This window comes from Leptolyngbya boryana PCC 6306, from assembly GCF_000353285.1.
GTDB classification, from domain to species: domain Bacteria; phylum Cyanobacteriota; class Cyanobacteriia; order Leptolyngbyales; family Leptolyngbyaceae; genus Leptolyngbya; species Leptolyngbya boryana.
Genome location: NZ_KB731325.1, coordinates 385,190 through 409,919 on the forward strand (window position 1 = coordinate 385,190; position 24,730 = coordinate 409,919).

Genomic DNA, 24,730 nt, shown 5'->3' on the forward strand with positions numbered 1-24,730 from the left:
ATCTGAAGTTGCCCTAGAATTGTAACTTTACAAAAGCAAGGGTTCTTGTGTAATCCATCAACAGTAGTTACACAAGAATAGAATTGCCTTCTAAATTGCTCTATTTATTGATGGACGGGAGCACTTGATTCAGAATGTTCTCTAGCAGCGGGTCTCCAGAAAGCATCAACCGCAGCGAAGGTTGCTCATCATACTTTGCTGGATTAAAGGTAATGAGATGGTGTTGATGCAGATCGCTCAATTTCCATACGTCTTGGCTGACTTGCTCAAACTTAAAGCCTTGGGATTGTAGGAGTTTTGAGGTTGTCAGCAACGTCTTGATTTCGTCGATCGACATCGGAGCCGATGCCATCGGTTGTCGCATGATCAATAAGTCCGCCTGCACATCCATCTCGACCATTTCATCAATTTCGGGACGCAACGGCGGCGATTCTAAAACTGTTTCAAACTCAGACAACAGCACGTCTTCTTCTTCAGGATCAGCGCTGTTCAACGCTCGCTCGATAAAAGTCGGGACTTTCGCCAGAATCGGCTGAAGTTTTCCTACGACCGTTGAGAACGCATCAATGCGATCGCGCAATTTACGATACACTTTTGCTTCAACAGTCCCGTCGTAGTAAAAGTTATGAATTCGCACGGTTGGATAGCGCTGACCAATACGATCGATTCGTCCAATGCGTTGCTCGACTCGCATTGGATTCCAGGGCATATCATAGTTGATCAAAACACCGCAAGTTTGTAAATTTAAACCTTCACTGGCAGATTCAGTACACAGAAGAATTTTAATCTCACCTTTGCGGAAGCGCTTCTTGATGTCCTCTTTCGGTACTATTGTCCATTCATTGTTGCGGTAAAGCTCTCCGCCTCGTCCAGAATAGCAAGCGAGTTGATTTCCAAAGCTAGAGCGCAAGAACTCGCGCAAATAGTCCATCGTGTCGGTGTATTGTGTGAAGACGATCGCGCTATCACGGGTGTTTAACTCTTGTCGCAGTTGAGTCAAAAATTGAGCGCACTTGGTGTCTTCGCCTGTGTTCTCAAACTGTTGGAGTAGGTCTTGTAAATATTCAATTTCTCGTGGATGGACTGGCTCGAAGAATGTTTTTAAGCCATCGATTACCGCATCTTCAGCTTCATCAAGTTCCAGCAAATCATCGGGAGTAAGGCTTGTTTGCTGTCCAGTTTGTAGGTCACTCAATCGACGGGAGAGCGATCGCTCGATCGCATAAAACGAGCTAGTGAGCCGTTTGCGATACAAAGTCATCAAAAAGCCTAATGCTTTGCGGTTTTCTTTCTGGGCTAGACGGTAGAAATGACGTACATAATCACTTACTGCCCGATACAGTTCAGCTTCGCGGGTCGATTCTAAAACCACCGCATTGTCCCACACCTCCCGCACTGGAACATCTTTTTCGAGAACGCCCAACTTGTAATACTGTCTGAGTGTATCGCGGGTGTGGCGAAACATGAGATCCTTGAGCGGGGTGTTGACTGTGAGAAATTGTCGAGAGGCGGTGATGAAGGCTTCCTCTTTAGTTTGATTTGGGGTAATGCGGATTCGTCCTTTTTGCCAGATATCTTCGAGCTTGTAGGCTAGGAGTCGATCGCTTTTTGTTAGATGTTGCTGCAATCGTGGACAGGGTTGACCGCCTTGAGTAAAGTAATCAGTAGACATCTGCTGCCAAAAGTTCAGGATGTGTGAATCGACTTCGCTGGCGATGTGTTTGAAGTAGTCGCAGAAGTTATCTGCATACTGCCAATGTCCTTTCAGTCCGAGTAGGTTGAGTAGATCAAAGACCTCGATCGGGTCAATCTGCATCGGGGTGGCTGAGAGTAGCAATAAAGCTTTAGTTCTATCCTTTAGCTTTTGCATCAACTCTAATAGTCGATTCGGGGTTTCCTTGCGATTCTGAGGCGATTTGCGACGAGCATGATGGGCTTCATCGAGAACCACCAAATCCCACGGTTCGGAGTCTAGAAGTTCTTGCATTCGTTCTTTGCGGCGCACGAGATGACTGGAAGCCAGAATCAAGTTCTGTGTGTTCCACGGATTTTCAGCGAGGGGAATGGACTGCTTGAATGGGTCTCGCAGTTCGCCTTGGGCTAAGCTCCAGAAGTGCAGATTGAATTTTTCACGCAGTTCGTCTTGCCATTGGGGTTGGACACTGGTGGGAGCGAGAACTAAAATGCGCTGTGCTTTTTTCGAGAGAATTAGATAACGCAGAATTAAGCCCGTCTCGATCGTTTTTCCTAGTCCAACTTCATCGGCAATCAATCCGTTGCGCGGAAACTCTTCGGCATAGCGACGGAGAATTTTGATTTGGTGAATCCAGGGCTGGATCGGAATTGTTTTGAGCGTGAAATCGAGGCAACCTGGATGCTCGTGTAGTGTTGCGAGTTTCTCGAACTGCTCGATTTCGTGCTGATAGTCTTCAAGTTGAGGGACTGTGGGCTGAATTTCCAGAGGGACTTCGGGTGCAATCTCTCTTTGATCAAACTCGATTTCTTGGCTCCAAGTAGGCTTATGTTTCGGAACATACTGCAACAGTCGCCGCTTTACGGCTTCTGGAACTTCAAACACTCGGACATTTGCGGTTTGATTGTTCCAGAGCTTCTCAAAGCGATCGCGCTCTAATTCCACCCGCTCTAAATCTCGTCCACCCTCCCAAGCCAGATAGACATGAAAAGATTCAACATTGGCATACCAGCCGCCGATCGATTCATTATTCGAGCCGCTAAAAGCTAGACGATCGCCGTTACTGTCAGTAATAATGCCAACTTTTTCATGGAATAGACGATTTGGATCAAGCTGTTCGCTGCTATTTTCAGGTATGCCATCGGATTTAAGCGGAACGGCAATGCGAATATCGAGATAATGGTTTTGGATCAGCCAGCTTAGGATCTCAAAGTGTTTGAGTTGGGCAAAGTTGTTGGGGGGTTGGAGATCTTGAGTTAAGCGATCGCTTAATGCAGATCGAAGTTCATAACCTTTCTGAATTGCTTGTAGGTCAGTCGGACTAAATTGGCAACCCATGATTAGTCGCATTTGTCCAGCGTTGTCGAGCATTGCGCCGAGTCCACGGGCGACTTTGCTGAGAATCGCACTGTTGAAAAATCCGGCTTTGCGATCGTACTTCACCGCGCATTCCAAGGCTGGAATATAGAAATCAGCAACGGGATTATTTTCGTCGCTAGAGTAGCTAATTTTCCATTGATGATTTTGTAGGGATCGAGGCATCATTATGGCTCCAGCCAGTCTTCAAGCTGTAAGTTCGCGATATTCTCAAAGTGGCGCGTATTGTTCGTCACTAAAATAGATTGCCGTGAGCGAGCAACTGCTGCAATCAGTGCATCGACCTCACCTGTAGGCTTACCAATGCGTTTAAGTTCAACTTGAATTCTGCCAAACTCTTCAGCAGCGGCTAAATCAAATGATTCAATCGCTAGGTAAGTCGTCAAATCTGCAAGTGATTGCAGATTGTCTTGCAGACGTTGGGAGTCGAGAATGCCCTTGTAGAGTTCTGCGACAACGATCGTCGATGTATAGCATTGCGGAAATGCTCGGTTAAATCGAATTGAGGCTCGACGGTTGCCTTTCATCAACGCACTGCAAATATTAGTATCCAGTAAATACACGCAGCTTCACCTTAGTCATCAAATGAATCAATCTGCCGACCTCGATAAGCGTGTCGCTCTCGATCAATTTCAGCAAAAATCTCATCTAAGTCAGGCTGGTTTTCCCACGCTCCAAATAACTCATTCAGCTTTGTCAAACGCTCCTCATCGCTCAAAGGCTGCGCTGGTGAATGGTGAGGAGCCGAGAGAATTTCAACTTCGACACTGACCTCCGTTCCATCTGGTGCGTTCACTTGCTCTAGTAATTCGATCGTTTGTCCGCGTAAAATTCCTTTCACTTTCATAGCTTGACCTCCATCGATTTAAAACAAACTCTGTTGCACATCGCCTAAGTCTAATTCTGGCTGTTCGTAGCGGACTTTGGCTTTGATTTCGTCCATTGCCAGCCACAGATCGGCAAGGGCTTTTTCTTCGGGCATTCGTTTGCGCTCGTCCCCAATATGTGGAATCACGCGCAGGGTGACTTCCCAGGCACGCATAAATAAATCGTTGCTCAAAAGTCCGGTAGTTTTGAGGAAGCGGCGGACAGGATCAATGGATTGTTCTTCGAGGTAGATGGCGATTAGGGCGTGGAGTCCGTCGATGAGCGAAGTGAGGGTGAAGTCTTCGGGGTTGGTGGAAAAGGCGCGTTTTTTGAAGCGCTGGTCGGGGGTGAGCAGTTTGCAGATGCCGCTGGTGGAGTCGAGGAGTTTGTGGGTTTTGGCGAGGTCGGAGACGTTGAAGCCACCGACGGCGAGGGCAAGCTGGCGGGCTTCATCGAAGGGGAATTCGCGGGCGCGGAAGGCATCCCAGGCGAGGATGTACCAGGTAGTAAGGGGATCGAAGCCGAGGGTGTCGGTTTGGGCGAGTTTGCGGAAGCGGTAGTTGGCGACGGCTTTGCGGGCTTCGGAGAAGGCTTGTTCGGGGCGGACTTCGTTGCCGGAGGTGTCGAGGATAGGGGAGTGGCGGGAGAAGACGTTGAGGGCGGGACCGAAGGCGGAGAGGTAGAGGTCGATGCCGTCGATGTCGTTTGCCTCGAATTCGGGGGCGCGTTGTTCGACGAGGTGGGCGACTTGGGGGCGCAGGTCGTCCCACCAGGCTTGTCCTGAGTTGGGGTCGCGTTTGCGGCACACCAAGAGGACGGTGCTGGAGACGGAGTTTTTCTGGGCTTGGTGGAGGTTTTGCGGGTTTTCGGTGCTGACTGACCAGGAGGCGGTGATCTCGAAGCCTGCATCGATGAGGGATTTGGCGAGGACATCCCAGGCTCCGGAGTCTTTGTGGTTGAATTGGACGGTCATTACGCCGTCGTCGCGCAGGACTCGATGGTATTCGGCAAAGGCAAGCGCCATTTTTGCTTCGTAGTCTTGGTTGGCAAGTTCTTCGGGACTCATGCCCATGTTGCGGAAGCGGGAAGGGTTGGCGACGGCTTCGCGGTCTTTGTCGGTAAGGTCTGACCAGAAGAGATCGGGGAAGATGTCGCCTAATGTGCGCTTTTGCCAAACGTAGAAGAAATCGGATAGTTCAGCATATTGGATTGTGGCGTAGTAGGGGGGATCAGTGACGATCGCGAAAACAGATTGATCAGGAATATGAATTAAACTATCTGCTGAAGCTGAATCAATTTGGATTGATTTCGGCTCAAAAGCTTCGATTCCTGGTATGCCTGATGATCCAGGTTTAGTACCAAATAGTAAACACAGGCTTTCATAGTCTGAAGCAAAAGCATCCGCAGAAGATTTCCAAAGTTCGGCAGAGCCACTTATTTCAGGATAGTTCCATGTCAGATTTAAAGTGTGTTGTGTACTTGCTCTCTCTACTGAAGCTCTAGCTGTATGCCAAATAGATAATCTACAGTTACGGTCAACACATCGATCAAATACCAAAGCCAAATAAGTTATGATCGCTTCTACCTTCTCCGGCTCATACTCAATCTGCAACTTAGCTTTAACATCATTGAGAATTTCAACATAAACCACAAGCGTCAAAAGCTGACGAGAATTAAACATTTGATCCCAACTTCTAACACCGCGATTGTAGCAGCGAGTATCTTCTCCTTCAGGAAAGCCTTCCGAAGGAATTAGTAGAGAATTAGCATATCCGTCAAGCTTTAAGACTGCTGCTGAAAAGGCTTCAAAATCCAACTTTTCTGGCAGGCGAAACTTTAACCCTCCTGAATTTACCTGATAGGCGATAGCATACATTTCGTGAATGTAATCTTTGTTCAAAAGTTTCTCATCGATATAGCTACTTTCAATTACATTTTCGCAGCATAGGCATTTCCCAACACCTCTACCTATTGTTGAGAAGTCATCAGGGTTATACTCTTCACCGTTCTCACAAACGATCGTATTTCCCTTCCCTTTCTTCCCCTTTACCAATTCAAAATCGACTCGCTTCTGTTCAGGATTTGGAATGGGTCTAACAGCACACCACTTGTTTAAGTTCTGCTTTTCAGGGCGTTTGTATAACCACCAATTCGGGCTTAAAGGAACAGTCGATTCACAGTTCGGGCAAACAACTGTATGTGCCCATAGATAGTTCTGAACCTTCTCACCAGGCAATGATGGAAAAAACTCAGCCAGTCTCTTTTCCGCCTCGTCCCCAACCCATTTCACCCATTTATCGATATCCTGCTGCAAATCAGGCCCAAACTTCAGCGGATACTCGATCGCAGCCTTCATCGTCACCACTGCCACCGGATTGAGATCCGAAGCCAACACCTTCAGCCCATACCGCGCTGCCTCAAACGGAATACTCCCGCCCCCCGCAAACGCATCCAGCACAACAGGCGTTTTCGTTCCCCACTGTTGCTCACAAAGTTCCTGTACCTTCTTAATTCGATCAGGCGAAGGCGGAGTCTTATACAGCTTCGTTGTCTTATCCTGCATCCCCGCGACTCGCCGATTCAGCCCCAGCAGATACTCAAATTCTTCGATCGTCACTCCCTCGGGTAACAGCGATCCCAACACCGAAGCCCGACTAAACGACAAGGGTTTGCGCGAATACCACCGATGCAACCCCTTAAACGGATTCCCCCCATGCTCGTAATACACCTGCTCATTGAGGAGCTTCACAGGCATAATCTTCTCGATAAACACAGGCTTCCGGGTCGTCATAATCGAACTCTCATCGCTGTCCGTTGATATTTTAGACGGTCGATCGAATTCCCGCAGATTATCCTAGATTAGAGTCATCATACTTGTCATTGCTTCTACCCGCGTCTCAGCTCAAGCACTCATAACCCATCCAAGTTCATCTAAGAATCACCACTTGACTCAGCATTTTTGTCTCTCACATAGGAAAAATTATTATTCATAATCGAGATTGTCTTGTAGTCTGTAAGGCAAAGAAAAATTCAGCGTTGCTGTATCCTTACGCTAAACTGAAAGATCGGCAAATTCTAGAAAATATGAGTATTCTGGAATAGTACAAATGCTTCGAGTTAAAAAGCTAAATGAAAGGAGAGTTGCTCAAACGATTATTTAGAGCGATCGCTAGCGAAGACAAAGAGGCGATCCAAAGCCTCATGACCCTTGTGGTTGAAGAAGAACGTAAAAAAGGACATCTAACCCTTGCCGAGCAACTCTCCAGCATCGTCAAAAGAGGAATGTCTAACGGCTCTGCAATTCCATTCCCTCCAGGACTTCCAGCCCCACCTCCAGGACTCCCCAAACCCGCCTTTCCAAGGGGCATCTCCTCTCGTCCTAACCTGAGTGAGCCACCCGGCACTCTCAGTCCATTACCAATGAGCAAACGCTCCAATCACCCGTTGGTCATCAGCATCCCCCGCGATCGCCTCAAGCACCACATGATTTTGCCCGATGACACCGAAGAACGCTTTCGACGCATTGAGCGAGAATATGCCGCCCGCGATCGCTTAGCTCACTATGGCTTGCAATATCGTCAAAAAGTGCTGCTTTACGGTTCTCCAGGTTGCGGTAAGACAATGGGCGCAGAACGCCTCGCTTGGAATACTGGACTCCCTTTCGTAAAAGTTCGTTTTGATGCCCTAGTATCCTCCTACTTAGGGGAAACGGCTAGCAATTTAAGAGAAGTCTTTGAGGTGGCAGCCCAAAATCCTTGCCTCCTGTTCATCGACGAATGTGATGCGATCGCAAAATCCCGCGAAGATCATCAAGAAGTTGGCGAAATCAAACGAGTCGTCAACGCTTTCTTACAGCTTCTAGATGAGTTTGAATCGACAAGCGGACTTTTGGTAGCCGCAACCAACCTCGACAAATCACTCGATGAAGCAATCTGGAGACGATTTGATGATGCGATCGAAGTACCAAAACCTACAGAAAGGGAAATTGAGGCTATCCTAAAACAGACCCTTTCCTCGGTCACAATTGGCACGATCAACTGGGCAACCATCCTTGAGAAAATGCAAGGATTTTCCGCAGCAGAAACTGTCCGGGTCGCTCAAGATGCTGCTAAACGTGCCATCCTCGACCGAGAAGAATTGGTCATCCAGGAACATCTGGAAGTATCAATTCAAGAACTTCGAGCCGCTCATGCCTAACGCCTCCCAACAGTTCCCGCACATTTTTCTCAAGTTTGTAAAAAGTGGAACCGCTGCATCTGGTGGTTTTCCAAGACCAACTCAGCAATCGTTAGCCAATAAAGGAGATGCGGGCGGGCACGGAGGTAGACTCAAGACATCGGTTTCATCGATCGTCTTAGACTGGCAAACTGTTCGAGAGCAACGCAGCCAAGAAGGAAAGCCTGATTTACCCGACGCTGCACCATTAATTCTCAAAGTCGATCCACAAGCTTTTGATGCCGATAAGCTCAAGAGTTTTGGCATTGAAGTCATTCTTGAACTAGAAGACGGCTATATCATCGGGGCTTCCGCAGATGCTGGGCTTACTCAATTGCAGGAGAAGATTGAGAAGTTTATGCGTGAAGAATATGGCAGTGGTAGAGTCGCGCAAATCTATGAGGTTTTAGAAGGAAGGCTTGGACGACTGGAGTACATCCTCTCAGAAGAGTTGATGGCACGATGGGATCAAATCAAAGACGATGATAGCTACATTGTTGAAGTCGGTGTTGCTTGCGTCGGCTTGACCTCACAATTTTCTGACCACCCCCGTCGCACAGAAGGAGAAACGGACGACCATTATGCTCAAAGAATTGCTCGATGGAGCGACCGCCGCCAACAAACGGAGCAAGAGTGGAATGAACTTCTGTGGAAGCGGCAAGATGATTTTCTAGATTTTATTCAGAATTATCAGCACGAAATTATCCAAGATGCTTCTTGGGATGATCGATCGCACGTCGCACTCTTACCAGATAGTTTTTCTTGTGTCATTGAGATTACAGGCAAGGGACTCAAAGATGTCGTAATCAACTTTCCATTTGTATTTGATGTTAGCGAACCTGATCAATTCGCTGAACCTACGATCGATGTTCCATTCCTTCCAACCCCAGAGCCAGCTTTTATGCTAGAACCGCCCAGCCTTTTAGCGCCAAAAGTTTGCGTGATCGATAGCGGAATGCAAGAGCAACATCAATACCTTGCCAGTGCCATTGATACAGTCCATTCGCAATGTTGGATTCCTGGCGAAAGCCATCGGACCTCCGATGATGTTACAGGCGGGGGTCACGGAACTCGTGTGGCAGGTGCAGTCTTATACCCAAGAGAGCTTCCTAAATCAGGCAGTCACTCAGCAGTGTGTTGGCTACAAAATGCCAGAGTTCTGAATCGGGATGGCATCGTGCCCAAAAAGCTCAACCTATCGGAGGTGTTGAACGAGATCGTTGAGTTCTACTACAATCGCACCGGAACTCGCATTTTCAATCACTCCATCACAGGTTCTGTTCCTTGCCGCTTACAGTATATGAGCGCATGGGCAGCGGAAATTGATTACCTAACTTGGCGGAATGACATTCTCTTCATCCTAGCTGCGGGAAACATTCCAATTTACCGAGGAATAGAGTTAGGACTCTCTCGCCGAACCATCTATGAACATTTTGAGGCTGGACTATCATATCCAGAATATCTCCTCAAATCCTCTTCACGGATTGCAAACCCCGCTCAGAGCTTTCAAGCCTTAACGGTTGGCTCGATCTCGCATACCACTTATGAGGTTCCACCCATCCAATCGATCGCAAAAGAAGATTACCCATCAGCCTTCTCCTGTTCAGGCTATGGAATCTGGGATTCAATTAAGCCTGATGTCGTTGAATACGGAGGGGATTTGGCAATAGATTCTGGTCAGCCTCCCAGTTTCCCAAATATCCCAGAGCTTTGTCCTGAATTAGTTCGATCCACGACAGGAGGCGCACCGCTGAGTGATCAGGGTGCGGTCGGAACTTCCTATGCTGCACCTAAAGTTGCTCACATCGCTGCTGTACTGGCAGCAACTTTCCCTCAAGCAAGCTGTCTCCTTTACCGTGCGTTAATTGTCCATTCAGCTCGATTACCTAAGTGGACAAATAGCTCCAATGAAAAGCTTGCTCAGGCAATTCAAATGATGGGGTATGGTTTACCCAATCTAGAACGTGCGTTGGGAAATGCTCCCAACCGCATTACGCTCGTCACAAACGAGGATGTCTTGATTAGTGCGCGTCAAGCTCACATCTACCAAGTTCAACTCCCACCGGAGTTACAGTCACTCGCAAGTGAGTACGATGTTTTGATTGAGATCACCCTTTCTTACAAGGCAGAACCGCGTCGTACTCGTCGGAACAAGCGGAAATACTTGTCCACTTGGCTCCATTGGCAGTGCAGTCAAAAGGGAGAATCCTCCGACAAGTTTTTGGAAAGAGTTCTCAATGACTACGAAGCCCAAGAGGATGAAGAGGGAGGCGATGGTGACTTTGCGTGGACTTTAGGACAGCAGAAGAACTATGGAAAGATGAGAAACATCTCCAGAGGGACAGGAACCGTCCAAAAAGATTGGGCGATCGTACAGCCCGACAAATTACGGGAAGCGTTCTGTATTGCTGTCGTTGGACATAAAGGCTGGAACAACGATCCCACGGCTTTAGTTCCGTACTCTCTAGCTGTCAGCTTTGAAGTGATGGATGCCAACGTCCAAGTATATACCTCGTTTGTAGAAGCTCAAGTGCCTTTGCAGGAGCAAGCCCAACTCGAAATTCAGCAAAAAGTCATATTCTAGAGGTGTCTCGCAGACCATGCAAATTAACCAACGCTGCTACTCTAGACGGCAACCGCGATCGCGCTCACAGCAGCGAGATGGCGATCGCTTCCACATCCTTGCTAGTTCAGAGCTTGCTGAATTGCCTCTTTCAAGAGATCGCAACAGCAATCCATCTTAGCTTCGTTACCATTCAGAATCGATCCCTCAAATCGAATGTTTTGAGCAGATTGATCGTGAACAGGGCAACGAATTGCAGACAGCGTATCAATAACTTTCTGTTCCGCTGCTGCCTGAATTTCGCTCTCCATCGAGGACAGAATTGCGTCGCCTACTTGGTCAGATGAGACCGAACGACCATTGATTTTCCAGTTGAGATTCATTTCAGTGTTCTCCATTGAAGGATGAGTCGAGGTTTTAGATGGCAAACGTGAATTCTTTCCAAGGAAGAGAATTCACCGGAACGCTTTGCAGAAAACCAACAATGTCACGCCGCCCGAAAAACGTTGGAATTCCACGTCCATCTTGCGACATGAGAATAATATTGTAACCAGGGAAAAATTGCTGTGCAGCTTGGATTGTTTGACCTCGCTCTACACTGTTCAGCACGTAACTTTTGACCAGTACGACAGCGAACAGAACCCTTTGTTCTTTTACAAGTGCGGCTGTAAGTTTCACGGAGATTTCTCCTAAGAGAGTAGCTATAAGCACATTATAACAATTTAATTTCGGTTTTTCAAAAATCGGAACGATTAAATTAGTTTTAAAGTATGCGAAACAATTGTACAAACTTATATACTTCGTTATGAATTGCTGTTTAAGTGCAAACTAAGGGTACATAATGGTTCTATGGCTTTTAGGAGTTTGCATAAAGTGGCGACGAGTGAGATGCAAGGAGAATTTACCCGGCAAGAGGCGTTAACCCTGACAGGACTCAGTTCAGGGCAATTGAGTCGGCTTGATCAAGCTGAGATTGTCGTTCCTAGAAAATTGGGCAACTCCAAACGTCCGGTAGTGCTTTATAGCTGGCAGCAAATCCTTGAACTGAGAACGATTGCGAATTTGCGGCAGCGGCTATCACTTCAGGAAATCCGTAAAGTCATTAATCATTTAAGGAATCTTCATTTTGAGCCGTCGCTGTTTGACAAGTTTCTAATATTCAGCGACGACAAGCTGTATTGGATTAACTCGGATGAGTTAGGAGACCAAATTATTGACTTAAGTAGTAAAAATCAGGGGCAGTTGTTGCTAAAAGCTGTACACCCGATCGGTCAGATTCTGGATGACATCCGGCAACAGGCTGAGCGTAAACACGTTGCTGATTTTGATAAACGTGCTGGGCGCATTCCGATTGAAGTCGCTTGAGATATGATGAAGCGATTAGTCTCCTAGTAGCACTCGAATTGCCCGCAACGCCTGACTTCGTTTTCCATTACTGACTTTAGCAAACCAGTAATGTGCCTCCTCATTACTCATTGCTTGAACTCCTGCTGCAATATTAGCGATTCGCTCAGGTTTAGAGAGCGGTTGAAGCGTCTGGAATAAAAGAGCCAGATTCACCCCCGATTCTTCGGTCAAAACGTAAGGAGTCTGGCGCTGTTGGCTGAGAGTTTTTGGGTCATAATTGTTGGCTTTGAGGCAGGTATAAATCGCTTGCCGAGCCTGCACCAAACCTTGTCCTTTCAATCGACCAATCCGCTTGGCAGCCGATCGCTTTTTCTCACCTGCTTTTTTATAGGCGCATTGATACAACTCCAATGCGAAATTGTTGTTGTCCGTGGGAACGACTTTGAGCTGAAACTCCTGCATACCCCAATCCTTCAGCGTTTGACTTCTACGATCGTAAACAAACTCCGTCAGTATAGTACCTTAGCTGTCAAACTGAGCCGATCCACCGGATTTCTCAAGAGTGCCTGCTCGATCGCTTTCATCTCTGGGCCTTGTGGCTCGACCTCGGATGCAAACTCGAACGTAATTTTAAGCGAGACATCGGCTCGAACATCAGGACTCGTCAACAACGTGTTCGTCGGATTCGCAAAACTTTGAAACCCTTTGACATTGCCTTGATACTCTAATCGAACGAACTGATCTCCAGCTTGGACAGTGACAAATTGGTCGAGTCGCATTGGATAACGCATCAGAAGAGGAACCGCTGTGGTTAGCTTGCGATAGTCCATTACCTCTGACACGCTGAGTTCTAGCCGCTCGATCGCTTTAATTTTGTCGTCGTGAATGCGATCGCGCAATTCATTAAACACACCGTTGAGGCTGCCCGATAAATCCACCACCTCCGGTTTGACATCGAACAAGCTAGGAGTATCGTGAGCCGAAGTAGAGCCAGTGGAGAGTGTCGAATATGCTTGCACTCTTGCCTTTGATTCTGCCGCTGCGGTTTCTCCTTCCCCATAATCTGCAACGATGCGAAAGGTTGCCGTTTGCGCCAGATCGCCCTCGTATTCGTCAGACGGCAAGAAGTTTCCTGCGATTAAGTTGCCATCTTGAAACAGTTTGACCGAAAGTGCCCCCGCTGCTTTCCATCGCACTCGTACAGGTTTATTCGGTTGTGTACTCGGCATCACTTGAGCATTGATCTCAATTTCCCTCGGCTTCGGGAGTTCTAGGATGCCGCGTCGATATAGCACCATCCGATCTGAAAATTCAATGATGTCGGGTGGAATCAGCGGAACTGCATCGGTTTTGATATAGACGCGCTCACCGACCTTCAAATCCCACTGTCCACTGGTTAACCCTTGAGCGATCGTCGTTCTCAGCTTTGAAGTTTCCGCATCCGAGAATAGATTCAGTCCCAAATCTTTCGCAAATGCTTCTTTTAACCCCTTTGTACTGATCGAATCGAGTCCTGTTGCCCACACTTTTTGCAGCACATACGCAGGTGCATACGGTTGAGCGTCATCGGCGCGAATCTTTTGGCAGTCTTTCAGTGCTTTGAGAATCGCTTCTTGCTGATTACTCTTGCCTTTGACATCGCTCGCATCCTGAGCGGGGAGCGGGTAGTGCATTAACCCTTTTGGAGCTTTGACCGGATCATTTGAGGGATAAAATAAATGGCGATACGCATTCGTTAGAGCAACTCGCGCTGCCAAGTCTAAATCCCCTTCTTTCTGCTTCAACTGTTTATGTTGACTCTCTGAAAGGTCTTCCAGGCGATTCTGAGATTTGAGAATGGTGCGAATCGCTCTCAGTTCTCGTGCCACGTCGATCGCTCTTTCCAATTCCTGCTGATTGGCGAGTAGAAACAGCAATCGATTCCGGAAGATGCGAAACTTTCCAGAGTCGCCTGTACTGTTGAAAATTTGTTCCACAATTTGAGGCGCAGCGTCGATCGAGGATTGCACCGTCGCTTCGTTAAAGTCGATCAGACAAAGCACAGTACTATCTGCCGTATCATCGACATCACTCGGACTCTCCGGCGACGATACCAGCGTGAAATAGCGATTGGCAAAAATGGTGTCTCGCCGCGATCGTAAATCGTCTTTCGCTTCACTGCGCCCGATTTGCTCTTTCTCTTCAGCAATAATTTTGTTGATCGAAGGTTCTTCTTTGAACCGAGCAATTGAGGTAATTGGATCGTGATCGAGATACCAAGCAACCGTAGTGAGCCGCTCTAAAGCACTCTCGATAAAGCCAATTTCAATTCCAGGGGTAAGCAGCGATAGATTGAGTTCCGCTCGTCGAATGCCTGCCACGACTCCTTGATTAATGGAGTGCAAAAAGATCGTGCGTCCAATCCAAGTTGAAAACGGCGGTTTGCCTGCTGCCATCCAATCTTGATCTTGCAGTTGAGCATGTGCTTCTCGTCCATTCGCGTTGTAGATATCAGCTTGAATCGGGAGTCGCATTAAAGGACGTTCTAAGCGCGAAGTCAATTCGTTCGTAATTTCTTCGTTCACACCGATCGGTAAATGGTGCGCGTGGATCAGCGGCATCCAAGTTGTGCGATCGCGCCACAATTCTCGAACCGCGATCGCAAACAGCCTCAGCGCTCCACGAGTTCGGTTAAAGTTCGGGATTGATGCAATTTTTTTAGTTAATAGATTGAATAGCTCTGGATGAATCGGGTAGCTCGATTCGATAGTTTGTGAATAGGTGGCATCTTGACAACCATCAGGCAGATTAATGCGGCTCGATCGATACGCATTGAGATATTCTTGAGCAGCTTTTTTCGCGGCTTTTTCATCGACACGCTGAAACAAACGCTGCTTCACAATGTTGTAGATTTCAACATCGGTACTCGGACTCAGAATGCGCTCCTGACGAGCGGAAGCGCGAACCGTTTCTTGAAGCTCTGCCGTTTCATCTGCAAAGGTATCCGACGATGAGGCGAGAGAATAGACAAACACTAAATTATTGCAAGACCCCGCTAAATCCATTAATGCAAACAGAAACGCAACCACCTGCTTCGACAAATCACTATTCCCAACAATCACCCCTTTCGCTTTGCGTAGATACTGTGCGATTTCATCGAGTACAATCAGCGTCGGTCGATCTTGAATCAGTTGCTGAAGGACTCCCGTTCCTGGGCTCACTTTTTTCTCATCCGAACCGCGCAGCAGACTGTATCCGCCAATCCCACCAATCCGATAGGCAATTTCGCCCCAGAGGGTGTAAGTGGTGATGCCTGTCTCTGGGTGAAAGTCGCCGTTGGTCGGATCAAGATCTTGACAAGCGATCGCAGCAACTTGAACCGGAGCAGCAGGAATTTGATCGAGACGATCGCTAAATCGATCGAGTCCGCGAATGCTGCGTCCGTTTCGGGCAATGTGCCAAAGCGCAATTTCATCGTGCGTTTTCCCGCCGCCGAAGCTGGTTTCTAATCGAATCACCGGAGACCCGATCGCGGTTCCTGCCAAACGACCAAAGACTTCACTAATCAGAGTCTGGAGTCCCTCAGTGGGAAAGGTATTCGCAAAGAATAGTTCTGGATCTTGATAGACCTTAGGAGCATTACCATCGACCACTAATTTCAACTTGGCAGCAAACAGATCGAGCGATAGTTCACCAGAAAGAATTTCATCTCTGGGAGTGCAAGTTTCAAAAATCGATGGCAACACAATCATGCTCTCCTATCGTCTGTCGTTCTTAAGTTTTGACGCATAAACCGCTTTTATTGTGGCACTACGAGTCAAAAATATCACACCTCAGATTTGGAGAAGACAGACCGCCATCGCTTTTGGGAGCGCAATCGCATCACTGCATCCCATTTCAATAGAGAAGCTTCACCCGCTCTCAATCCATGTCGAAACACCAGAAGTAGAAGAGTGCGATCGCGCAGTTGAATTGAGCAGAAGATGGCTGTAACATCCTGCTTTGAAATTTCTCTGACTGTTTACTTGATTAGTCTGCTGACTTCTGATAGCGGTTAGGATAGAAAGCTCAACCTTCGACTTTAGGTGAGATCGTCTTCGATCGCGGCATCCATTTCTAATTCAAGTTGTTCAATCGAAGGTAAACTCTGCTTAAATTGCTCTGGCAAACTATTCCAAATCTCATGTGTCGAAACTCCAATCGGTCGATTGATACTTCGCAGCGCATATTCCACAATTGTTTGGTTCTTCGACTTACATAAAATTAACCCGATTGTCGGTTGATCGTCAGGATGTCGCAGCAAATCATCAACGACTGCTAAATAGAAGTTCATCTTACCGCTCATTTCTGGCGTGAACTCAATCATCTTCAAGTCAATGATGACAAAGCAGCGCAGCTTGAGATGATAGAAAACCAGATCGACATAGTAATCCTCATTGCCGACTTGCAGATGATACTGGCTGCCCACGAAGGCGAATCCTACCCCTAGCTCTAACAAAAAATCTCGAATGTGAGCGACCAGCGCATTTTCTAAATCCCGCTCCTGTGCTTCTCGACCGAGCGAAAGAAAATCAAAAGAATAGGGACTTTTCAGCAAGCTATTTGCGAGATCCGACTGAGGCTTCGGTAAAGTCCGCTCAAAGTTGGTCATAGCTTTGCCTTGTCGATCGCGCAGCCGAGTTTCGATTTGAATCACCAAAATATTCCGACTCCAGCCATTTGCGATCGTTTGCTGCGCGTACCAAAGACGGTCTTCTGTTGTTTTCAGCTTTTCGATCAATGCAAGATTGTGATACCAGGTAATTTGTGCAAGCACCTCTTGCACAATTGATGAATCTGGGTAAGTTTCTGCAAAGGTTCGCATGTATTTGAGATTCCGGCTCGAAAAGCCTTTAATTTCTGGAAATTCTCGTCGCAAATCTTTTGAGAGTTGGTCAATGACTTTTGCACCCCATCCAGCTTGTGCTTGACGATCAAGAATCATCCGCCCAATTTGCCAATAGAGAAGAACTAACTCGCGATTGACCGCAACTGCGGCACGAACTTGAGCCGTCCGAATGCGTTCCTTCAGATCGTTCAAGAGTTGAGGATAACCTTCTGGCACCAACGAAGAGGACTTTGCCACGAATCGATACTCCCACTCTGAACGCAAGTACTACTGAGCAAGTCTATCAAATTCAGGTTCAAAGTTTCCGTCGAATGGATTAGGATGATGCAGTTTTTGCACAATGCCTACTGCAACTTTTGCAGCAAGATCGGGATTCGGTTCGTAGTCAGCGATCGTGGCAATCGAATAGCCTTGCACTCCCTGAGTCGCCTTTGACTTGAGCTTTCGAGTAAACTCCTGCTCATCTAGTTGCACCCATTGTCCGAAGCCTAAATTTGGTTGTCTTGGTTGGTTACGATTCATTCTCCCGATCGCTCCCAATGACTTAACCAAACTCATAGCCTTGATTCACCCAGTAATGCCAGTCGGCGATGGCTTGCTGCGTTTCTTCCTCGGCATCGATTGCTTCTAGCTGAATCAGGGGAACTGCCAACGTATCGCCATCCCATTCGATTTCAACGAACATCTCTTGCTCACATTCGTCTTCCGGAGCCATCCCCACCACTTCTACCGATTTGCCTTCTTTGAGCGGAGAGATGCGGCGTTTGCTCACACAAGTCGCCGTAAAGGGAAACTGCATCGTGTCTTGCAAATAGTAATACCAGCCCATTGCCTGTTCTTCAGGTCCATAGGCATCGACGACAATTTCCATCGTGATTCTTGTTTCCCGTTCCTCGTCACGAGACATGATCGACTCCTGAATTCTTGCCTTGAATTATGCCTTAGAAGTGGATTCAATGTCTCAGTATGATTGGATTTATAAAGGATGGGCTATGGCAAATTCTAGAGGCTTGGGTATGGGCTGGCGAAGCTTGGCGAAAATATAGAATTGCTTTTTGCATCCGTTGGTATTCTTCAGCAGATAGAACGACTGCTGGATTCCGAAAATCATTGTTGGATACATCTAGGATTTGCCCCTGAATCTGTGCCAGTCCTTCTGTTTTTTGTCGAAGTCGAATTGCCTCAACGTGTGCCATCCCTTCTTGGTCTTGTTTTAGCTTTTGAGGATCATGGGGGTGCGTTTGCGCGCGAAGTTGATATGCCTGATACCACTGAAAAAGTTCGCCTCGGCTTGGACAATAGCCTGAGATAGTTTTTTCACTCAAAGGTTCTGCATCTGGATGGCTTGCTTGAATAGCTTCAATAAATGACTGAGGCAATCGCCCATTCTCTGGAATTAGTCTTTCTGACCACAACGCAGCAATTTCACGGCCATGGTAGCCTCCGAGTCCGCTGCGAATTCGAGTGACAGGAAATTCTTGGTTGGGATGAGATCGCGCATAGTTCAGTGGCTGCCCGATTTGTGCTTCAATCTCTGATAGTAAGATAGATCGCGCTCCTAAGTTTAAGTTTTTGGTCATGATCGCGTAAGCTTGCTTTTGAATTCCTTGAGGATTGCTATACTCAGCCCGGACTTGCAGCGAGTTCGCGTTAGGTAGCTGCAAGCTTTCGGGAATTAGATGAACGGTGGCAAGTCGAGCAATGTCTGAGGTGAGCATTGCCACGATCGTCGTTTCCCGCTTCAGAACGGGAGACACTTGCCGAAACGCAGCTTCCACAGCTTGGCGGTCTTTTGCAGTACTGACAATGCCTAAATCTTGCAAGTGTCCAGCCGAGTCGCGCATGTTTAGAACAAGATCAGACCATTTGCTCCCTTCGCGTTCTCGGCGTTTCATGCCAAGTTCAACGGTTTCATTACTCCAAACTTGATTTGCAAAATGATGTGCTTGAACTTGATTAATTTTAATCGGTGTTCCATTCGGCAAAATTGCTTTGACAATCGCTGGAACTTCCGGCACGATCCGCGCTTCACCCTGAGTTCCAATCGGCAGTTGATAACTATCGGTTGAGAAAGGAGCCAGCGTTTTTCCTTCAACTTTTAAAACTGTTCGCCCTGCGATCGGACTTTCTGAATTGGTTTCAACGGCGACTGAGATCGCGCATGGTTCCCTTGAAAAGGTTTGTCCTCGATGCAGATTGGTTGGGTGTTGCAGTCCAACAACGGTCATTGTCTGAAGGTGCAATGACCGGAGCTGCTGACATAATTCTGGATGAAAAGCTTGAATGACTAGATGCTGTCCACCCTGATGCCAGAGTGCAGCTGCCATTGAAGTTCGGTCGCACTCTACTAATAATTCAGCTTGTCTAGCAATTTTCTGCGCTGCTTCAGTAATTGCTGCTTTGGCTTGCGCGATCGTCATGTGCGGTTCAAAATTAAACTCCTTAATCCGCTCAGTCGCGATGTTAATTGGTTTTTTAGCAGTGGCGTGTTGTAGCCAGGATTGATTGAGGTGGACGGTTTCTAGGCTGATGAAGCCAGCAGGCTGAGAGGAGTTGAAGAAAATAGCATAGGGAAACTGTGTTTTCGTGCGCCAATCTGGATTGAGTCCAACCTGAAACGCTAAGGCAGTACCTTGACGTGCCGCCTGCCAGATTGAGGAATTTCCCTCGCGATCGCAACTGGTGAGGTTCACCACTCGAAGCTGGCGACCACTGATCGATTGAATTACAAGACTGGGACCCACTTCTATTTTTGCCCGCTCTTGTGCGATAGCAGCCCTTTGAATCGTGGCATTGTAGTCATCAATCCACGATCGCGCTATTTCTGCTTGCGCTTCACTAAATCCACCTTGCTCACGGCTTGGAAATAAAGGTAAGAAAACATCGCGGCTGCGAGAGGTTAGCACGACTTCTCGGTAATGCTGATTCACGCTTTGAGCAATCTGGGCAACCGGATCGACTGTGCTAGTCGGTAAGATACGAACTGATTCAGGTGTTTCTCCTGGCTTGAGGGATTGATATAAATCTGTATCCTTGCGATGGTTTAATAACGCATTATCCTTGTATTTTCCAAGCGTGGCAGCAAAGGTGTGAAGTTGCCATGCAACCTCTCTCGCACTTTTCGGTGAGTCTACGGCACGTTGCAGATTCATTGCAATAATTGCTTTCACGTCCCACAGTAACGTTTGGACTTGCTGAAGCACGAGTCCAGCAGCTTCTGTTCGGGCTTGTTCTGGAAGTTGAAAGACCTGATGACCCTCATTTACAATTTGCTGAAGACGCTCGTGAAACTGTAAATCTCCACTTGATAGCACTGTCTCATAGTCTTCAGGCTGAGGAATTGCTGCACGTTCTAAAACTTTGGTATAGTGCAAACAAATTTGCTGAAGATAAGCAGGGCGTTGTTCTGGGGTGAGATAAGCAATATCCCAGTACAGCGAATCGATTTTCATGCCTAGATTAGCAACAATACCTGTCGGATTGTTTGCTGCATGAATGGCGCACTCTTCGATCGTGCCTTGACGTTCAATCTTCAGTTCTTTGTTGACTGCGATTGGGCGCACCTCTGGTCGATTTTTATCCAAGACTTCCGCAACAAAAACAGGGAATTCAGTTGGAGCAAAAATGGTTGCGTCTTGAATCGCGGTGATAAAAAGCGCTTGTGCTGCTTCATAGGCACTTCGAGGATCAGAAATCTCTTGAAGTTGTTCTTGTAGACTGTAAACTGTTGCTCCAGGTGAAATTGCTGCATAGCCTGGAACGATCGCGTTACGATCGCCATCAAAATCTGTGATCAAAACATTCGCAGCAGACCAAGGATTGAGATAAATCACGCCTTGCTGTCGAAAGGCTTCTGCATCCGTTTCTCTAAGTTGCTCTGTGTTATTGATAAAGGTGCCGATTCCAGCAATGTTGCCCAACGGAGAGCGATACAGTGACACTAATGCACCATGCGGCAATTCTCGAAAGCAACATTCCCAGGATTGGAGTTCAGCGTGAGGTTGAGCGATCGCAGAAGGTGTGTAAATCCCTACTGTAACTGCATCCATCCACTCATGATGCAGAACTTTCGCGATCGCATCCATTACTTTCGGATGTCCTTGCATTTGCTCGAATGAATCAGCTTTGAGAATTTCGTAGATTGGATCGATGTAGAGTTCTTCTACACTTTCTTCCTCTACCTCTACTTCTTCATCAGATTCGTTACGGTTTCGTTCAGCAACAGCTAAATAATAGTCGGTTGCGTCTTTCGAGTTTGCTTGAATTTGAGCAACGGAGATCGCTTTTTCAACAAGCTTCGGCAACACTTCTTGCTGTGTGGCTTCGGGAGTGACTAAAGCAGGTTGTAACCCTCGCTTTTGTTGAGTGGTCGCAGCATAGGTTTTGTTTGCAAAGAAGAAATCAGGAACAAGTTGCACACCGACAAGCTGTGGCTTTTCTCCATTCGATCGTTGAGTTGCCTTGAATGATGAAAGTGACAGAATTGCATCGACTTGTAAGCGATCGCACCACTCACTTACCCGACAGGTTCCTTTAATCACTCCTGGAATCCCTGGTGATCCTGCTCGAAACTGAAAGGGAGAACGATTTGGATCTTTGACTTGCTTTTGACCCGGTGAATAAGCAACTGCATGAGCAAGATTAGAAGAAACTAAGCTGTAGCAGTCGCCTAATTTTTTGTGAACTTCTTGTAGTTCTGCTTCACTAAAATCATTTTCTAGTGCTTTTTGTATTTGAGGAAGTTGAGCGATTGTTGCGGCATCGTCCAAGATCAAGATTTTGGCTTCAGATTGAATAGTAGACGCATTGGCATGAGAGAGAAATAAGCTACCGTATGCGATCGCATCACTTGATCGAGCTACTTGACGCTGAACGAGAGCGGCTGTCTGTACATCGGTGAAATAAGCCCATTTACCATTGGCGAGAATCAGTTGCAGTTCCAACTCTCGAAACGCCCTCAAATCGGCTGCTGTTACACCTTCGTAAATCTGTGCTGTGACATAGCGCGTTGTCCAGTCGCCGACTCGCTGTCGCTCGACCTCGATCAAATGCTCAAGCAGCGTGTGATCAACTTCTTTAGCTGCCGTATCAATTGGGCGAAGTAATTTCGCATCGTATTGAACACAGCTCAAAGCCATTGCAGCCTCGCAAAAATAAAAGCTAGGCAAATTTGTGGTGTGACAAACTAGAAGTCATCAGCAACAATCGGTGTGATTTCTCCACGAGCAATCCGCTCATCCATTTCCGCTGCATAAGCTTTGAAGAACGCCAGCGATTCATCAGAGACAATAGGTTCATCAACGGGGAAGTCATCAATGTGAAGTTCGCCACTTGTCAACAGATCGTCAATACTATCGCTGAATAATAATTGATCGACTTGCTCCTGGCGGCTAGTGGGTAGGGCTGCTAGATCTGTAAAAGACTCTTTTCCCAAATTGTTCTCTGTGTTATGAGACATCGCGCGACCTCAATCTGAAGAAAAAACGAAGCTCGACAGTTGTAGCTATCGTAATGCATTTTTGAGGGACATCTTAGCTATGTTCCTCAAATACTGCAATGCTCTTGAGAAACTTAAGCTTTCTAAAATACATCTCGACAAGGTAAATCAGCTTAATAGAGCGATCGTCATAGATTTGCTAAACAAACTGACCTGTAATTTTTCAAACTTTGGAAAATTCTTGTTGCTAGCATGAACAGAATCGCGAGATCGCTTTTCCGTTGTCCTGTGAGAAAATATAGGAAGCGAGGATCAAGCATCCCCATGTAGCCCAACGCAATGACCAATGTGGCAGAAAGCGAAACTTCTCTCTTTATCCATTGTAATTAGCGATGACTCGTGTAATTTTTCCAGTTAAATCAACTTCCACAAGCTCACCTGCTTTTGTTCCATTTTGGTTGATGTAGTAAAACATCACACTCTGCACACCCCATAGGACATCCACCAATTCAAACCTGAGAGTTGGATACACCTCCAGCCCTTTTTTGAAATATGCACGTAACGCTATTTTACTGTTGACTGTTCCTGAAGACTCATTCAGCAACTTAGCTGCAATCGGAGACACTAGAACAATGTCCTCATCATAGTGACTAAGAATTGCATCGAGATTGTGAGAATTCCAGGCTTGAATCCATTCTGAGGCAAGTTGATGAGCCTGTTGTTGAGTTAACATTGTTGCTCCTGTAAACTGCAAGGTTAGTTCGAGTAGGGGCGACCATCTTTGTGGGTGAGTATCCATTCCCCGTTTGTTGATTGAGTGGCTTTGAGGTCGTCGTTGGGATATTCAACTTCATCGCCTGGGGTACGATCGCCAATCTCCAGATATGTCACCGTTTCTGGCGATCGATTCGCCAGTTGATGAGCTATTCCGGTTCCAGCTTTGAAGCCATAGCAATCCCCTGGACTTAGCGGAAATTCTTGTTCTCCTAGCACCAAAATTGGAGATCCCGACACAATCCAAATGAATTCATCTTGCTTGGAGTGACTGTGAATCAGAGCAGACACAGCACCTGGTAAAAGCTCTGTCAAATTGACTCCGAACTGAGTCAGCCCGAAATAGTCGCCTAATTTACGTTTCAGTCGCCCTTTGACGATCGCCGTATGGGGTTCTGGGTAGATCGTTTTGCCCATTGTTGCTGAAACAGAGTGTGCTGAAATAGGGGACTTGTTCACAACGGTCTCCGATTAAATGACATTTAGACGAAATAGGTCAACCATGTTGACATATTGAATTTATCCAAACATCATTTAATATGTCAATATGATTGACCTAAATGATCTCGATCATCAGCGCGAGCAAGAACTGAATAAAGCGTTGGAAGCATTGCATTTTGCTTTTCGGGCTGTAATTGCCAAGCCCGATGCCATCCTTGCAGAGCGAGGGCTTTCGCGTGTTCATCATCGGATCTTGTATTTTGTTGGTCGTCATCCTGGCTTGAGTGTGAATAACCTACTGACCCTGCTGAACGTCAGCAAGCAGTCTTTGAACGCACCCCTCCGGCAACTGACCCAATTAGGGCTAATCGAATCAAATGCTGATGAGAACGATCGCCGAGTCAAGCGGCTGACACTGACACGACAGGGTTTGTATTTGGAGCAGAAATTGTCTGGTGATCAACGGCAACGATTCGCAAGGGTATTTGAAACTGTCGGGCAAGAAGGCGAAGCGATCTGGCATCAGGTTATGAAGCTGTTAGCAGAGGATATATTTCCTGAATCTGATGAACTAGAACTGTAATGAACCGGATCTGCAACTTTTCCAGTCCCAGACCAGACCCTTGCTGCCGGGCGAGATCAATCAGCTAGGGTTGTGCTTTGAGAATGTCGATCATTCACTCAGAATCAGAGAAAGCGAGATCGAAATCTATGTCGATGAGCTTGATCCTCGTGTTCGATCTATGATTCAAGACGCACCGGATCAGCATGAATGCTTATGTTGGACGATTTTTCCGTCTCAATAGACAGATAGGTTAGCTAAATCAGCCAACCTGTAATTTTTCAAACTTTGGAAAAATTTCATTGTTGATATAGAAACTGGAGAATCAAGCTTGCTCCATGTTATACAGATTGCTTTTGTTTGCACAGGGCTTTTCTTAACTTGCTTTATTAGCGTTTACGTTGCTTGTCATCTACGAGCAACGTGGGATTTGCTTGTCAAGTAGTGACAAAATAATTGCGCTTTTTAGTTCAGCAATCGGTGCGATCGTTGGTGCATAAATACTTGTAGGTGGTGCAGTACTACCACTGTTGCTGATAGCGTTGCTGACTGGAGGATTATTTCAAATTTGGCATAGTCGCGATCGT

19 protein-coding genes are annotated in these 24,730 nt (G+C 46.8%); 4 read left to right on the forward strand and 15 right to left on the reverse strand.

Annotated elements, in window-relative coordinates; genetic code table 11:
- Window positions 1-100 precede the first annotated feature (100 nt).
- From LEPBO_RS0132545 to LEPBO_RS0132560, 4 genes are read right to left on the reverse strand one after another with little or no spacing between them, the layout of a single operon-like run.
- Complete coding sequence (locus LEPBO_RS0132545; RefSeq protein ID WP_017291789.1) at window positions 101-3,238, reverse strand: SNF2-related protein; 3,138 nt, start codon at window positions 3,236-3,238, stop codon at window positions 101-103.
- Window positions 3,238-3,633, reverse strand: a complete 396-nt coding sequence (locus LEPBO_RS0132550; RefSeq protein WP_026149083.1) for a type II toxin-antitoxin system VapC family toxin — start codon at window positions 3,631-3,633, stop codon at window positions 3,238-3,240. The genes LEPBO_RS0132545 and LEPBO_RS0132550 overlap by 1 nt, the downstream gene beginning before the upstream one ends.
- A gap of 11 nt (window positions 3,634-3,644) precedes the next feature.
- Window positions 3,645-3,917 (reverse strand): histidine phosphatase family protein, encoded by a 273-nt coding sequence (locus LEPBO_RS0132555; RefSeq protein ID WP_017291791.1) that lies wholly within the window; start codon window positions 3,915-3,917, stop codon window positions 3,645-3,647.
- 18 nt (window positions 3,918-3,935) lie between these two features.
- The gene (locus LEPBO_RS0132560; protein ID WP_017291792.1) at window positions 3,936-6,728 is read right to left on the reverse strand and encodes a DUF1156 domain-containing protein; all 2,793 of its coding nucleotides are present in this window, start codon (window positions 6,726-6,728) and stop codon (window positions 3,936-3,938) included.
- 338 nt (window positions 6,729-7,066) lie between these two features.
- Between LEPBO_RS0132560 and LEPBO_RS0132565 the strand changes: the two genes are divergently transcribed.
- Both LEPBO_RS0132565 and LEPBO_RS0132570 read left to right on the forward strand, forming a co-directional pair.
- The gene (locus LEPBO_RS0132565; RefSeq protein ID WP_017291793.1) at window positions 7,067-8,134 is read left to right on the forward strand and encodes an ATP-binding protein; all 1,068 of its coding nucleotides are present in this window, start codon (window positions 7,067-7,069) and stop codon (window positions 8,132-8,134) included.
- Window positions 8,127-10,736 (forward strand): S8 family peptidase, encoded by a 2,610-nt coding sequence (locus LEPBO_RS0132570; RefSeq protein WP_017291794.1) that lies wholly within the window; start codon window positions 8,127-8,129, stop codon window positions 10,734-10,736. The genes LEPBO_RS0132565 and LEPBO_RS0132570 overlap by 8 nt, the downstream gene beginning before the upstream one ends.
- A gap of 101 nt (window positions 10,737-10,837) precedes the next feature.
- Here LEPBO_RS0132570 and LEPBO_RS0132575 read toward each other — a convergent pair whose 3' ends face one another.
- Both LEPBO_RS0132575 and LEPBO_RS0132580 read right to left on the reverse strand, forming a co-directional pair.
- Complete coding sequence (locus LEPBO_RS0132575; protein WP_026149084.1) at window positions 10,838-11,098, reverse strand: hypothetical protein; 261 nt, start codon at window positions 11,096-11,098, stop codon at window positions 10,838-10,840.
- A 34-nt stretch (window positions 11,099-11,132) separates the two neighbouring features.
- The gene (locus LEPBO_RS0132580; RefSeq protein ID WP_026149085.1) at window positions 11,133-11,393 is read right to left on the reverse strand and encodes a hypothetical protein; all 261 of its coding nucleotides are present in this window, start codon (window positions 11,391-11,393) and stop codon (window positions 11,133-11,135) included.
- A gap of 195 nt (window positions 11,394-11,588) precedes the next feature.
- Here LEPBO_RS0132580 and LEPBO_RS0132585 point away from each other — a divergent pair, with 195 nt between their 5' ends.
- The gene (locus LEPBO_RS0132585) at window positions 11,589-12,080 is read left to right on the forward strand and encodes a MerR family transcriptional regulator (protein WP_051077908.1); all 492 of its coding nucleotides are present in this window, start codon (window positions 11,589-11,591) and stop codon (window positions 12,078-12,080) included.
- 15 nt (window positions 12,081-12,095) lie between these two features.
- Here the strand turns inward: LEPBO_RS0132585 and LEPBO_RS0132590 are convergent, their stop codons facing one another.
- The 9 genes from LEPBO_RS0132590 to LEPBO_RS0132635 all read right to left on the reverse strand — a co-directional run bounded on the left by LEPBO_RS0132590 (window position 12,096) and on the right by LEPBO_RS0132635 (window position 23,599).
- Complete coding sequence (locus tag LEPBO_RS0132590) at window positions 12,096-12,524, reverse strand: DUF7680 family protein (RefSeq protein WP_017291798.1); 429 nt, start codon at window positions 12,522-12,524, stop codon at window positions 12,096-12,098.
- A 47-nt stretch (window positions 12,525-12,571) separates the two neighbouring features.
- On the reverse strand, window positions 12,572-15,793 hold the full coding sequence (locus LEPBO_RS0132595; RefSeq protein ID WP_017291799.1) for an ATP-binding protein: 3,222 nt from the start codon (window positions 15,791-15,793) through the stop codon (window positions 12,572-12,574).
- A 329-nt stretch (window positions 15,794-16,122) separates the two neighbouring features.
- The gene (locus LEPBO_RS0132600) at window positions 16,123-17,166 is read right to left on the reverse strand and encodes a PDDEXK nuclease domain-containing protein (protein ID WP_036047050.1); all 1,044 of its coding nucleotides are present in this window, start codon (window positions 17,164-17,166) and stop codon (window positions 16,123-16,125) included.
- Between the two features lie 30 nt (window positions 17,167-17,196).
- The gene (locus LEPBO_RS0132605) at window positions 17,197-17,451 is read right to left on the reverse strand and encodes a hypothetical protein (protein ID WP_144056430.1); all 255 of its coding nucleotides are present in this window, start codon (window positions 17,449-17,451) and stop codon (window positions 17,197-17,199) included.
- Window positions 17,452-17,473: 22 nt separating this feature from the next.
- Window positions 17,474-17,836, reverse strand: a complete 363-nt coding sequence (locus tag LEPBO_RS0132610; RefSeq protein WP_026149088.1) for a calcium-binding protein — start codon at window positions 17,834-17,836, stop codon at window positions 17,474-17,476.
- A 46-nt stretch (window positions 17,837-17,882) separates the two neighbouring features.
- On the reverse strand, window positions 17,883-22,067 hold the full coding sequence (locus tag LEPBO_RS40580) for an A1S_2505 family phage non-structural protein (protein ID WP_017291803.1): 4,185 nt from the start codon (window positions 22,065-22,067) through the stop codon (window positions 17,883-17,885).
- A 47-nt stretch (window positions 22,068-22,114) separates the two neighbouring features.
- A complete protein-coding gene (locus LEPBO_RS0132620; RefSeq protein ID WP_017291804.1) occupies window positions 22,115-22,387 on the reverse strand; it encodes a hypothetical protein in 273 nt (90 codons plus the stop codon).
- A gap of 352 nt (window positions 22,388-22,739) precedes the next feature.
- Window positions 22,740-23,099, reverse strand: coding sequence for a YybH family protein (locus LEPBO_RS0132630; RefSeq protein ID WP_017291805.1), 360 nt, complete (start codon window positions 23,097-23,099; stop codon window positions 22,740-22,742).
- A gap of 23 nt (window positions 23,100-23,122) precedes the next feature.
- Entirely contained in the window at window positions 23,123-23,599 is a 477-nt protein-coding gene (locus LEPBO_RS0132635) for a cupin domain-containing protein (RefSeq protein WP_026149089.1), read from the reverse strand.
- An 88-nt stretch (window positions 23,600-23,687) separates the two neighbouring features.
- Between LEPBO_RS0132635 and LEPBO_RS0132640 the strand changes: the two genes are divergently transcribed.
- Window positions 23,688-24,164, forward strand: coding sequence for a MarR family winged helix-turn-helix transcriptional regulator (locus tag LEPBO_RS0132640; protein WP_017291807.1), 477 nt, complete (start codon window positions 23,688-23,690; stop codon window positions 24,162-24,164).
- Window positions 24,165-24,730 lie beyond the last annotated feature (566 nt).